At 72.0% G+C, this 12,876-nt stretch carries 10 protein-coding genes and 2 pseudogenes; 5 read left to right on the top strand and 7 right to left on the bottom strand.

From position 1 onward, the window contains the following. Positions 1–336 (top strand): annotated as a pseudogene (locus B085_RS0131515) (ABC transporter ATP-binding protein); the annotation flags it as partial. Positions 337–467: 131 nt separating this feature from the next. Here B085_RS0131515 and B085_RS0131510 read toward each other — a convergent pair. From B085_RS0131510 to B085_RS51735, 4 genes and pseudogenes are all read right to left on the bottom strand, one after another. Further along, complete coding sequence (locus tag B085_RS0131510; RefSeq protein WP_018562600.1) at positions 468–1,760, bottom strand: RNA polymerase sigma factor; 1,293 nt, start codon at positions 1,758–1,760, stop codon at positions 468–470. Beyond that, positions 1,757–2,104, bottom strand: coding sequence for a YciI family protein (locus tag B085_RS0131505; protein ID WP_018562599.1), 348 nt, complete (start codon positions 2,102–2,104; stop codon positions 1,757–1,759). The genes B085_RS0131510 and B085_RS0131505 overlap by 4 nt, the downstream gene beginning before the upstream one ends. A gap of 191 nt (positions 2,105–2,295) precedes the next feature. Beyond that, positions 2,296–2,652, bottom strand: a pseudogene (locus tag B085_RS49685) (transposase); the annotation flags it as partial. Between the two features lie 91 nt (positions 2,653–2,743). Continuing rightward, complete coding sequence (locus B085_RS51735; protein WP_018562597.1) at positions 2,744–2,914, bottom strand: hypothetical protein; 171 nt, start codon at positions 2,912–2,914, stop codon at positions 2,744–2,746. A gap of 260 nt (positions 2,915–3,174) precedes the next feature. Between B085_RS51735 and B085_RS0131490 the strand changes: the two genes are divergently transcribed. The 3 genes from B085_RS0131490 (at position 3,175) to B085_RS44385 (ending at position 8,743) form a co-directional block, all read left to right on the top strand. Next, positions 3,175–7,242 (top strand): discoidin domain-containing protein, encoded by a 4,068-nt coding sequence (locus B085_RS0131490; RefSeq protein ID WP_018562596.1) that lies wholly within the window; start codon positions 3,175–3,177, stop codon positions 7,240–7,242. Positions 7,243–7,336: 94 nt separating this feature from the next. After that, positions 7,337–7,906: a GNAT family N-acetyltransferase gene (locus B085_RS0131485; RefSeq protein WP_234018702.1), complete on the top strand. Its 570-nt coding sequence runs from the start codon at positions 7,337–7,339 to the stop codon at positions 7,904–7,906. Positions 7,907–7,954: 48 nt separating this feature from the next. Further along, positions 7,955–8,743, top strand: a complete 789-nt coding sequence (locus B085_RS44385) for a hypothetical protein (RefSeq protein WP_158689860.1) — start codon at positions 7,955–7,957, stop codon at positions 8,741–8,743. Here the strand turns inward: B085_RS44385 and B085_RS0131475 are convergent. Genes B085_RS0131475 through B085_RS0131465 form a run of 3 tightly spaced genes read right to left on the bottom strand, consistent with a single transcriptional unit; the run spans position 8,724 to position 11,469 of the window. Further along, positions 8,724–9,284: a cysteine hydrolase family protein gene (locus tag B085_RS0131475; protein WP_018562593.1), complete on the bottom strand. Its 561-nt coding sequence runs from the start codon at positions 9,282–9,284 to the stop codon at positions 8,724–8,726. The two genes, B085_RS44385 and B085_RS0131475, sit on opposite strands and share 20 nt — an antisense overlap. Next, on the bottom strand, positions 9,260–11,023 hold the full coding sequence (locus B085_RS44380; protein ID WP_018562592.1) for an MFS transporter: 1,764 nt from the start codon (positions 11,021–11,023) through the stop codon (positions 9,260–9,262). Before B085_RS44380 ends, B085_RS0131475 begins: the two co-directional genes overlap by 25 nt. Next, positions 11,020–11,469 carry a MarR family winged helix-turn-helix transcriptional regulator gene (locus B085_RS0131465; protein ID WP_018562591.1) on the bottom strand — a complete coding sequence of 150 codons (450 nt, stop codon included), beginning with the start codon at positions 11,467–11,469 and terminating at the stop codon, positions 11,020–11,022. The genes B085_RS44380 and B085_RS0131465 overlap by 4 nt, the downstream gene beginning before the upstream one ends. Before the next feature lie 250 nt (positions 11,470–11,719). Between B085_RS0131465 and B085_RS0131460 the strand changes: the two genes are divergently transcribed. Then, a complete protein-coding gene (locus B085_RS0131460; protein WP_018562590.1) occupies positions 11,720–12,775 on the top strand; it encodes an ABC transporter substrate-binding protein in 1,056 nt (351 codons plus the stop codon). The last annotated feature ends 101 nt before the right edge of the window (positions 12,776–12,876 follow it).

The raw sequence follows: 12,876 nt of genomic DNA, 5'->3' as shown, positions 1-12,876 counted from the left end.
CAGGTCTTCGCCGCGTTCCGCACCGCCAACGAACACCTCGGCACGACCATCGTCGTCGTCACCCACGACCAGGCCGTCGCCACCGCGGTCGACCGCACCGTCGCCATCCGCGACGGCCGCACCGCCTCCGAAGTCGTCCGCCGCACCAGCGTCGACGACGANGGCCGCACCACCGTCCACGCCAGCGAATACGCCACCGTCGACCGCTCCGGCCGCCTCCAACTCCCCCGCGACTACACCCACGCCCTCGACATCCGCAACCGCGTCATGCTCGAACTCGAACCCGACCACATCACCATCCGCCCCGACGACAACGCCGAGGGCACGCCGAACTAGGCCCTGTCTCCTCGATCTCACCTGGCCATGACCGATGAGTTTGGCGGGCCACTATGTGCACTCCCGCGCCAGCCTGGCGATCTCGAGAAGGGGTGCAGCGAGTGCGCTACGCCGACGTCAACGAACTTCCCTTACGTGGGGCTGGTCTGGTGACGGGTGAGGCGTGCGGTGAGGAACGCGCGCTCCGCCTCGTTGCCGGTCAGCTCCAGCGCCTGCCGGTATGCGGCTGCGGCCTCGTCTGTACGGCCGAGTCGCTGCAGCAGGTCCGCCTTGATCGCCGGCAGGTACTGGTACCGGGAGAGCCGGCCGTCCTGCTCCAGCGCCTCGACCTGCGCCAGCGCGACCCCCGGTCCGTGGGCCATCGATACCGGCACCGTCCGGTTCAGTGCGACGACCGGTGAGGGCCACAGCGACAGCAGCCTGTCGTAGAGGGCCGCGATCTGTGGCCAGTCCGTCTCCTCGTACGTCGGTGCCTCGGCGTACAGCGAGGCGATCGCCGCCTGCAGCAGATAGCGTCCCGCGCGGCCGCCGCGCAGCCCGGCCACGATCAACTCGTGCGCCTCGGCCAGCGTGGCGCGGTCCCACAGAAAGCGGTCCTGCTCCTCGAGCCGCAGCAGTCGGCCGTCGGCGCCGGTCCGGGTCGCGCGCCGGGCGTCCGTCACGAGGAGCAGCGCCAGCAGCCCGCGGACCTCGGCCTCGTCGGGCATGAGGTCGTGCAGGGTGCGGGCCAGGTGCAGTGCGCGGTCGGCCAGGTCGGTGCGCATGAGCGCGGGGCCTGATGGGGCGGTGTGCCCGGCGGTGAACAGCAGGTGGATCACGCCTAGCACGGCCGTCAGCCGGTCCGGCAGCTCCGCCGGGCGCGGCACCCGGTAAGGGATACGGGCGGCGGAGATCTTCTTCTTCGCCCTGGTGATCCGGGCGGCCATAGTCTGTTCCGACACCAGCAGCGCCCGGGCGACGTCCGGCGTCGGCAGCCCGCACACCAGCCGCAGTGTGAGCGCGAGTTGCGTCTCTTGCGCGAGCGCGGGATGGCAGCAGGTGAAGATGAGCCGCAGCCGATCGTCGGGTACGACACCCTCCGGGTCCACGACCTGCTCCTCCTTCTGTTCGCCCAGCTCGTCCAGGGCGAGCTCGTCGACGGCCTCTTCCGGCTCCACCAGCAGCGGCAGCTTCGAGCGGAACGTCCGCTCGCGGCGGATCGCGTCCATCGCCCGGCGCTTGGCCGCGGTGGTCAGCCACGCCGCGGGGTTGCCCGGGATCCCGTCGCGTTCCCAGGCCGACAGCGCCGCGGCGTACGCCTCCTGCACGCACTCCTCGGCCAGGTCCAGGTCGCGGGCGACGCGCACCGTCGCGGCGAGCACGAAGGCCCACTCGCGCCGGTGCGCGTCGGCGACCGCCTGTCCTGCGTCCGTTTCAGCCGTCATCGGGCCAGGGGCGGGATGCCGCCCGCGACGGGCCGCACCTCGACACCGCCGCGGCCCCACTGGACGGCGGGGTTACGACGCGCCAGCTCCAGGGCGGCGTCAAGGTCGGGGGCCTCGATGATGCAGACGCCGGCGATGACCTCCTTGGAGTCGATGAAGGGACCGTCGGTGACCACATCACCGCGCAGCGAGGTGGCGGTGTCGGCGGACTGCAGCGCGTACGCCGTGATCATGGCGCCGGAGTCGATGAGGTCGTCGGCGTGCCGCTTGCTCGCCGCCTGCTGGTCGGGGGTGTAGTCGCCGGCCGCGGGGTTGTCGAAGATGAGGATCGCGTACTGGGCCATTACGAGTCTCCCTGGCTGTGTGTCTGGTCGGTACGCCTCTACGTCGGACGGGCGACGCGAATTCGACAGATCTACCCGAAGTTTTTCAGATGCCCCGGGCCGGCTCCCGGTACCTCGGGTGCTGAGGGGCGTCGGTCCTGGTATGACGGCGTTCGTCCCGACGTTTCTCAACCCCCAGAACCGGGGCGCGGCTATGTGCGCAGCCAGATCATGAGCGCCGCCGCGGTGACGCTGCCCAGGAAGACGTAGCCGCGCTTGTCATACCGCGTGGCCACGGCCCTGAACTGCCTCAACTTATTGATCGCCCGCTCCACCGTGTTGCGCTTCTTGTACCGCGCCGCATCGAAATCACAAGGCCGCCCGCCGCGTGAACCCCGGCGCAGGCGGGCGGCCTTGTTGTCCTTCTTCTCCGGGATCACGTCCCGGATGCCGCGACTGCGTAGGTAGGGGCGGATCTTGCGGTTGCTGTATGCCCTGTCCGCGCTCACGCTGCAGGGGGTGCGACGTGGACGACCGCGTCCCTTGCGGGGCACGCGGATCTTCTCAACAGCGGTTGCAGCACTGCCCACTCGTCGTCGGTCAGATCCTCCCTGCCGAGCATGATCAGAACAACGAGCTAGCGGATCGGGGAGACACGCCCTAGCGGCTCCGGCTGAAGAGCGGCAGGTCGGTGGGCTCGCGGTCGCGCGCCGCGAACGCCGCGTGGAACTCGTCGACGTACGCCTGCGCGTCACCGCTCGCGGTGGGAACGAAGCAGCGATCCTCCTCTTCGCCGTGGGGGACATCGTTGACGCCCCCTCGGCGGAGCACACCTCGCGCCGCCGACCGGCCCGGTGACGGCCCCCGGCGCGGACCGACCAACGACTCTGACGCGAAGTCGGACGGATGTCAATATGTATTCCTAATTTAGGAGAATCCCGGAACGTGGCGTGCCCAAAACCTTGACAGGCTCTTCCCGGCGGGTGCATGTTCGGCAACGTTGTCATCCCGATGGCAACGTTGTCATCGCCATGATGCCAGGCCGTCTCGTCATTGAACATCCCTGAACGGAGCCGCTGTTCATGCCGGATATGTCCTCCCTCCCCTCCCGACGCGCCGTACTCTCCACCGGCTCCACCCTCCTCGCGGGGTTCGGGCTCGGCATGGCCTTCCCCGCCGCCGCCTCGGCCGGGACGCGGTCCTCCGACCCCGCCGGCGCACGGGGCGAACTCGCCGCGTACCGCCCGGTCACCGTGTCCTCCACCGACTACGCCCCCACACCGGCCGAGTTCGCCGTCGACGGCCTCGACCGGGTCGGCGTGCGGGGCTCCGGCTGGCGGGCCGCCGCCGGCGACCCCCAGTGGATATCCGTCGACCTCCAGGCCCTGTGCGAGGTCGAGTCGGTGCGCCTGACCTTCGAGGCGACGGCCGACGACCCGCCGTACACCCCCGGCACCGGCGGCAACCCCCGCGACAACACCACCGGACAGGAGATCCTGTCGAGTTGCGCGGTCGCCTTCGTGATCGAGACCTCGCGCGACGGGAGGTCGTGGACCGTCGCGCACCGCACCGACGACGGCAAGGGAGGGGTCGTGGAGATCACCCTGCCCACGCCCGTCACCGCCCGCTGGGTGCGGATGACCGTCACCAAGCGCTCCAACGCCAACCCGCTGGGCCTCAACGGCTTCCAGGTGTACGGCACCCCGCGCGGCCACCGCCCCGAGGCCACCGGCTGGACCGACTGGGGGACCCATCACCGCACGCCCCCGGCCCTCGAGGTCGCCGAGGACGGCACCGTGCCGCTGGAGTCCGGGTGGGACCTGACCATGGACGACTGGGCGGGCGGCAGTGCCGCGGAGCTGTCGGCGCCGTCCGTGGACACCAGTGCCTGGCTGCCGGCCACCGTGCCGGGGACCGTCCTGGGCTCGCTCGTGACGGAGGGGCACCTCCCCGACCCCGTCGCCGGCTTCGCCAACCTGCACATCCCCGAGGCCCTCTCCCGCCACTCCTGGTGGTACCGCCGCGAGTTCCGCCTGCCCAAGGGCCTGCGCACCGGGGCGGGACGCCGTGTCTGGCTCGAGTTCGACGGGGTCAACCACGAGGCCGACATCTGGCTCAACGGCAAGCAGGCCGGCACCCTCACCTTCCCCTTCGCCCGCGCCGCCTACGACGTGACCGCGCTGCTGGCCGCCGACGGCCCGCAGGCCCTCGCGGTGAAGATCAGCCCCATGCCGTTCCCCGGCAGCCCCGGCGACAAGGGCCCGGCCGGGCTCGCCTTCGTCGACGCCGGCGCGAACATGATGAACCGCAACTCGCCGACCTACCTGGCCTCCTCCGGCTGGGACTGGATGCCCGCCGTGCGCGACCGGGCCGCCGGCATCTGGAACCACGTACGGCTGCGCTCCACCGGCGACGCCGTCCTCGGGGACCCCCGCGTCGACACCGTCCTGCCGGACCTGCCCGACACCGGCACGGCCGAGCTGACGATCGTCGTCCCGGTCCGCAACGCCGCCGCGGACGCCCGGTCCGTCACCGTCACCGCCGCGTTCGACGGCGTGCGCGTGCAGCGGACGGTGACCGTTCCCGGAGGCGGCAGCACCGACGTCGTCTTCGCCCCGGCATCGGACCCGAAGCTGCGCGTACGGAACCCGAAGCTGTGGTGGCCCAACGGCTACGGCGAGCCGGAGCTGCACCGCCTCACCCTGACCGCCTCCGTGGCCGGGCAGGAGAGCGACCGGCGCACCACGCGCTTCGGCATGCGCCAGTTCGGCTACGAGTACGACGTCCCGCTGACCTTCCAGTCGGGCTCCAACGCCTACGCGCAGACGGTGACGTTCACCCGGCGGACCGCCCGCTACGTGCGCGTCCTGTGCCGCACCCGGGCCACCGACTGGGGCTCGTCGATGTGGGCGCTGTCGGTCGCCGACAGCGCCCTGCCCGATCTCGACCTCGCCCTGCACAAGGACGCCACCGCCTCGTCCACCGACGACCCGTCCAACCGGCCCGGCAACATCACGGACGGGGACCCGGGCACGCGCTGGTCGTCGAAGTTCGAGGACGACCAGTGGGTCCAGGTGGACCTCGGCTCCGCGGTCGCCTTCGACCGCGTCGTGGTCACCTGGGAGCAGGCGTACGCCGAGACCTACACCGTCCAGGTCTCCGACGACGGCGACGAGTGGACCGACGCCGCGTCCGTCGACAACGCCGCGGTGCCGCTGCCCTTCCAGACCTCGGGCTCGGCGAGCCTGCAGGACGTGGAGTTCGCCGCGACCACGGCCCGCTACCTGCGGATCCTCTGCCACACGCGCGCCACCAGCTGGGGCTCGTCGATGTGGGGCCTGTCGGTGGTCGACAGCGGCACGCCGGGCACCGACCTGGCGCTGCGCAGGGAGGCCACCGCCTCGTCCTTCGAGGGCGACGGCAGCGGGCCGGGCAACGCGGTGGACGGCAAGCCGGGCACCCGCTGGTCCTCGAAGTACGAGGACGAGCAGTGGATCCAGGTGGACCTGGGCTCCGCGGTGCGCTTCGACCGGGTCGTCATCACCTGGGAGCAGGCCTACGCCAGGACCTACACCGTCCAGGTCTCCGACGACGGCGACGAGTGGACCGACGTGAAGTCCGTCGACAACTCCACCGTGCCGCTCAAGATCAGCGTCAACGGCGTCCGCGTCTTCGCGCGCGGCGGCAACTGGGGCTGGGACGAGCTGCTGCGCCGCATGCCCGCGGAGCGCATGGACGCGGCCGTGCGCATGCACCGCGACATGAACTTCACGATGATCCGCAACTGGGTCGGCAGCAGCAACCGCGAGGAGTTCTACGCCAGTTGCGACGAGCACGGCCTGCTGGTGTGGAACGACTTCCCCAACGCCTGGGCGATGGACCCGCCCAACCGCCAGGCCTTCCTCGACCTCGCGCGGGACACCGTGCGGCGCTACCGCATCCACCCCAGCGTCGTCGTGTGGTGCGGTGCCAACGAGGGCAACCCGCCGGGCCCGGTGGACGACGGGATGCGCTCCGCGGTGCGCGCGGAGGCCCCCGCCCTGCTCTACCAGAACAACTCGGCCGGCGGCATCGTCTCCGGCGGCGGCCCCTACGGCTGGGTCGAGCCCGAGCGGTACTACTCCGCGTCCACCTACGGGGGTGGCAGCTTCGGGTTCCACACCGAGATCGGCATGCCCGTCGTCTCGACGGCCGAGACGATGCGGCGCATGGCCGGCGACGAGCCGGAGTGGCCGGTCGGCGGTGTCTGGTACCACCACGACTGGAGCACCCGCGGCAACCAGGCCCCGCAGAACTACCGCGCGGCCATCGAGGGCCGGCTGGGCACGGCCGAGGACCTCGACGACTTCTGCCGCAAGGCGCAGTTCGTCAACTACGAGAACTTCCGTGCCATGTTCGAGGCCTGGAACGGCAGGCTGTGGGACGACGCCGGCGGCCTGATGCTGTGGATGTCGCACCCCGCGTGGTACAGCACGGTGTGGCAGACGTACGACTACGACTTCGACGTCAACGGCGCCTACTACGGCGTCCGCAAGGCCGCCGAGCCGGTCCACGTGCAGGCGGACCCCGTGAGCGGGAAGGTCGTGGCGGTCAACCACACGCCCCGGGCCCTCAAGGGCGCGACGGTCTCGGCGCGTCTGCTCGACCTGTCCGGCCATCCGCTGTCCGCGGAGCGGCGCGGCACGGTGGACGTCGCGGCGTCCGCGAAGGCCGACGCGTTCACCGTGGCCTGGACGGACGGCCTGCCGGACTTCCACCTGCTGCGGTTGCGGCTGACGGACCGTCACGGCGAGGTGCTGTCCGAGAACGTCTACTGGCGCTACCGCAAGCCCGAGCACATGCAGGCGCTCAACAAGGCCGCGCGGACCCGGGTCGCCGCCGACGTGACGGACACCGACCTCTCGGGCGACCGGCACGGGCTGACCGCGCGGGTGAGCAACCGGGGGGCCTCGGTCGCCGCCCTGGTCCGGCTCTCCCTGCTGGACTCCCGTTCCGGCGAGCGGGTGCTGCCGACGCTGTACAGCGACAACTACGTCTGGTTGCTCCCCGGTGAGAGCCGCACGGTGACGCTGTCCTGGCCCGCCGGGGCGCTGCCGTCGAAGCGGCCGAAGCTGCGGGTCGACGGCTACAACGTGCCCGCGGTCACCGCGCAGCCGTAGCCGGCCGCACCGCCGTGGCGGTCACCTCCCGGTGGCCGCCACAGCGGTCCCCCGCGCCGGGAACCCGTCCCGAATCGCGGACGTCTGACAGGAGGTGACGACTTCTCCAACCCTGATGCGCCCGGCGCGGTTCGGCGACCTGGCGGCCATCGTGGACGTGCACACGCAGGCACGTGCCGCGTACTACCAGGCGGGCGGCCTGCCCGGTTCAGAGATCGACAGCCCCGACGGCTGGGCGCGCCGCCGTGCGACCTGGGCGCACGCGATCCAGTCGAGCGCGACGACGGTGCTGTGCGCCGTCGAGGACACCGAGGTGGTCGGTGTGGTGGCCATGGGGCCGCCCAAGGAGGGCGCGGAGGCCGCGCCCTCGTGCGGTGAGCTGCACCGGATCCATGTGCGTCCGGACCGCTGGGGCCGCGGCCTCGGGGGGCTGCTGCACGCCGAGTTCGTGCGCTTCCTGCGGGAGTCCTCCCTGGAGACGGGGCTGCTGGACGCCTGGGAGCGCAACAGCCGTGCCCTCGCCTTCTACACCCGGCACGGCTGGGTCCCGGAGGGCGGTCGCCGCCCGGGCCCGGGCGGGGCCGACTTCCTGCGGCTCCGGCTCGACCTGGGCGGCCGCGTCGCCGCCGCGGTGTCCTCGGAGGGCACCGTGCCGCTGACCTGACCTGACCTGACCTGACCTGACCTGCGGCAGCCTGGCATGCTGTGCGGTGTGCTGATCAAGGGCTACGACCACGGGCCTCTGACGGCCGGTGAGCCGCTGGCGGACCGGCCCGGCTTCTGGGCGAACCACCTGCTGGGGTGGTGCCAGGCCGGGCCGGACGGCGAGCGTCCCGAGCCGGAGTGGTTCGGGGACGACGGCGCCGACACCGACGCCCTGGCGGAGGTGCTGTACGACGAGCGGGCCTGGCCCGTCCTCCGGGTGCCGTTCGGGGACGGGCACCGCGCCGTCGCGGTCTTCCGGAACTTCGCCGACGGTCCCGGACTGGACTTCCTGCTCACCCACCCCGGCTGGGTCCGTGCGGAGACCCTGCTCTCGTACGACGGCGACCGCTGCGGCCCCGGGCTGCGGTGGCGCCAACTGGTGCACGTCGCGGACGCCGTGCCGGATCGCGGGCCGGACTCCGGGCCGGAAGGGGGCCTGTACGGCCCCGCCGCCCGGCTGCTGCTCCTGCTGCCCGTGCTCACCGACGGCCGGCGGAACGCGGCCGAGGCCGTGCCCCGGATCGCCGGCGCGCTCACCGCGGTCGGGGCGCCGCAGGAGACTGCGGCGCTCGCGGCCCGGTGCCTCATCGACGGGCCGGATGACGCGGTCCGGCACGACCCGGCGTGGGGCTCGCCGCTCGGCGGCGGCACTCCCCGTGCCGGGGAGGGCGACGGGTGGCCGGGCCGGGTGCCGTTGCCGGGCCTCGGCGTGACCGCCGCCCAGGGGGAACGACTCGCCCGCGCCCTCGGCGGGCACGGGGAGCCGTCCACGGGGGTCAGTGCGCGGGGGACTTGACCCATTCCTCGACGGTGACGACGTCCGCCTGCCGCGGGAACACCTTCTCCGTGAGCACCCGGTGCACCTCGGGGTCGGAGTCCAGGCACCCGTCCGCCAGCACGGTCAGGCCGAAGTCGAGGTCGGCCGCCTGGCGCAGCGTGGACAGGACCACGCCTGAGGTGGCGATGCCGGTCAGGACGAGGCTGTCGACGCCGCGCGCCCGCAGGACCATGTCGAGGTCGCTGCCCGCGAAGGCGCTGACGCGCTTCTTGGTGACGACGACGTCGCCGGGCGCGGGCGCGACGTCGGGGTGGATCTCGGCGCCCGGGTCGCCGGCGGCGAAGCCGCCGCCCCGGGCGAGGGCGCCGAAGGTCTTGTTGCGCGGGCTGACCTCCGGGTGCCCGGCGCGGAACCCGATGACGACGTGGACGACGGGGATGTCCGCGGCGCGCGCGGCATCGGTCGCCTCACGCACCCGGGACAGGTAGCCGGCGTCCGCGGTGAAGCGGTCCGTGATGGCCCGCTGGACGTCCATCACGAGGAGTGCGCTGTGCGCCATTCTTGCTGTCCTTTGTTCGTGCCGTTCGGATCGTGCGAGTCGTCGCCGCCGCCGGGCCGGCGCGCCGCGGGGGTGTCGCGGCGGCCGCGCAGCGCGGAGGCGAGCGCGGCGATCAGCGCCATGACGGCGGCCGCGCCGAAGACGGTGACGAGTCCGTGGTGGAAGGGACCGGAGACGAGGGTGGGGAAGAAGGCCGTACCGGTCAGGATGTGCACCTGGTGCCCGGGCAGGGTGGCCAGGACCCCGCTGGGCCCGAGCAGGTGGCCGATGGGGTTGTCGCCGAGGAAGGTGGCGAACAGGGTGCTGACCGGCGGCAGTCCGGCGACCTGCTCGGCGGTCCCGGCGGGAACGCCGTTCGCCCGCAGGCCGCCCTCCAGCGTCCCCGGGAGCGAGCCGGCCAGTCCGGCGATCATCAGCGAGAAGCACAGGCCGATGGAGAGCGCGGTCCCGGAGTTCTGGAAGGTGGAACGCATGCCGGAGGCGACACCGCGGTGTTCGGGCGCGACGCTGCCCATGATCGCCGAGGTGTTGGGGGCCGAGAACATGCCCTGCCCGATGCCGCTCACCAGCAGCAGTGCCGCGAAGGCGGGATAGGGGAAGTCGACGGGGAGCGCGAGCAGGCCGACGAACGAGGCCGCCACCAGGACGAGTCCGGTGGTGGAGAACAGCCGTGCGCCGAAGCGGTCCGACAGGTGCCCTGACACCGGCCCCGCCAGCAGGAAGCCGACGGTCAGCGGCAGCATGAAGATGCCGGCCCACAGGGGCGTCTGCTCGAAGTCGTAGCCGCGCAGCGGCAGCCAGATGCCCTGCAGCCAGATGATGAGGGTGAACTGCAGGCCGCCGCGGGCGATCGCGGTGAGCAGCACCGCCAGGTTGCCGGCGGCGAACGCCCTGACGCGGAACAGCGCGAGCTGGAACATCGGTTCCGCGACCCGGGTCTCCGCGAGGCAGAACACCACGAGCAGCAGCACGCCCGCCGCCAGGCCGCCCAGCACCCAGGGGTTGGTCCAGCCCGTGGGGTGTCCGCCGTAGGGCTGGATGCCGTACGTGATGGCGGCGAGCAGTCCCCCGGCCCCGGCGGTGAAGGTGAGGTTGCCGATCCAGTCCACGCGCCCGGGCTTGCGTGCGCCGGTCTCCCGCAGGCTGCGGTACGACCAGACGGTGCCCGCGATGCCGATGGGCACGCTCACCCAGAACACGGCACGCCAGTCGATGGTCGCCAGCAGACCGCCCGCGATCAGCCCGAGGAACTGGCCCGCCAGCGCGGTGATCTGGTTGATGCCCAGCGCCGTTCCGCGCTGCCGGGCGGGGAAGGCGTCGGTGAGGATGGCCGCGGAGTTGGCGGTCAGCATCGACCCGCCGACGGCCTGCACGATCCGGAAGCCGATCAGCCACAGGGCACCGCCCCCGCCCCTCAGCGGGTCGAGGGAGAGCGCGAGCGACGCGCCGGCGAAGATCGCGAAGCCCAAGTTGTACATCCGGACCCGGCCGAACATGTCGCCGAGCCGGCCGAGCACGACCACCAGCACGGCGGAGACCAGCAGGTAGCCGAGGATCATCCAGAGCAGGTAGCCGATGTTGCCGGGGGCGAGCGGGTCCAGGCCGATGCCGCGGAAGATGGCCGGCAGCGAGATGATCACGATCGAGGCGTCGATGGTCGCGATCAGCACGCCGAGTGTCGTGTTCGACAGCGCCACCCACTTGTAGCGGCCGCCGTCGTCCACCTGCGCGGCGGTCACAGCTTCTCCGCCAGCCGGTCCAGCAGCGGCAGCGCGTCGACGAGCTGCCGCCGCTCCTCGGCGGTGAACTGCCCTCCCAGCACGGCCGCCAGCCGCTGCACCGACTCCGACCGCCGGTCCGCGAGCACCTTGAGCCCCGCCTCCGTCACCGTCATCACGACGCGCCGCCTGTCGTGGGCGTCTGGCCTGCGGCTGACCAGCCCGCGTTCCTCCAGCCCGGCCAGCGTCGTCGCCATCGCCTGCGGGCGCACCCGCTCCAGCTCCGCCAGCGACCCCGGCGAATCCGGGCCGTCCCGGTCCAGCCGGGCGATCACCGACACCTCCGACAGGGTGACGTCGCCGACGGCGTGCGCCTGCCGCAACCGCCGCGCGATCCGCCCCACGCTCAGCCGCAACGCGGCCCCGACCTCGGTCGGCTCACCGGCTTCGAGTGCCTTGGCATCCATATTCAGTAACAGTAGGTTAATCAACCTGATGTAACTATCAGGCTCCGGTCAAGACCGTGCCAAGGACGGACGTCCGCCGCACCTCCGAGCGCCGGACCCCTGTCCGGGACTCACGAGCCCGGGGTCGCCGCAGGCCGCACGAGGGTGACGGGGCGCCCACGGACCCCCCGCCTGCGGGAGACCCACAGGCAGCGCATAAGGTTAGGCTCGCCTAATACTTCAAAGGCGAACCATGTACAGGAGTCTCCACATGTCTCTTCGGCGCCGCGGCACAGCCGCCGTCGCTGTCGCCATCGCCGCCGCGCTGTCTCTCGCGGCCTGCGGCGGGTCCAGCAGCAACGGGAAGGAGGGCAGCGCAGCAGCCTCCGCGACCGCCGGGTCCAAGGACTCCAAGTCCGTCGCGCAGGGCGGCGAGGACTTCGGGGACGCCGCGGAGAAGACCGCCGCCATGGGCACCACCGCCAAGCCGGGCGAGTGGCCGCGCACCATCACCCACGCCATGGGCAGCACCGTCCTCAAGGCGCGGCCCGAGCGCGTCGTCGTCCTGGACGTGGGCGAGCTCGACAACGTCGTCTCGCTCGGCATCAAGCCGGTCGGCCTCGCGCCCACCGAGGGCTCGCCGGAGCTCCCGTCCTACCTCGGCGGGAAGGCGGGCAAGCCCGCGAACATCGGCACCATCAACAGCCTCAACCTCGAGGCCGTCGCAGCGCTCAAGCCGGACCTGATCCTGGGCAGCCAACTGCGCGCCGCCGACTCCTACGACGAGCTCTCGCAGATCGCGCCGACCGTCTTCTCCATCCGCCCCGGCTTCACGTGGAAGGAGAACTACCTCCTCAACGCCGCCGCGCTGGACAAGACCGCGCAGGCCAGGGCGAACCTGGACGCGTACGCGAAGAAGGCGGCGGACCTCGGCACGAAGCTGGGCGCCGACAAGCCGAGCGTGTCGATGGTGCGTTACATGCCCGAGGGCAAGATCCGCCTCTACGCGAACGACTCGTTCATCGGCACCATCCTCAAGGACGTCGGCATCCCGCGGCCGAAGAACCAGGACATCGAGGACCTGGCCGCCGAGATCAGCGCCGAGAACATCGACCAGGCCGACGCCGACTACATCTTCACCGGCGTCTACGGCGACCCCAAGGCCACCGACAAGTCCAAGGCCCAGGGCAACCCGCTGTGGAAGAACCTGCAGGCGGTCAAGGACGGCCACGCCTTCGACGTCCCGGACGAGACCTGGTACCTCGGGCTCGGGGTCACCGCTGCCGAAGCGGTCCTCGACGACCTGGAGAAGCACCTCACGGCCTGAGCCGGCGAGGCTGTTCCAGAGCCGTGCGCCGGGCGCCGGCGGGCCGTCGTGCCCGCCGGCGCCCGGCGCCCGTACGACACCCGAACCGGAAAGAGAGAGTG

This window comes from Streptomyces sp. BoleA5 (genome assembly GCF_000373665.1).
GTDB lineage: Bacteria > Actinomycetota > Actinomycetes > Streptomycetales > Streptomycetaceae > Actinacidiphila.
Note: the sequence above shows the minus strand (reverse complement) of the source record. Positions and strands in the feature narration are given on the sequence as shown.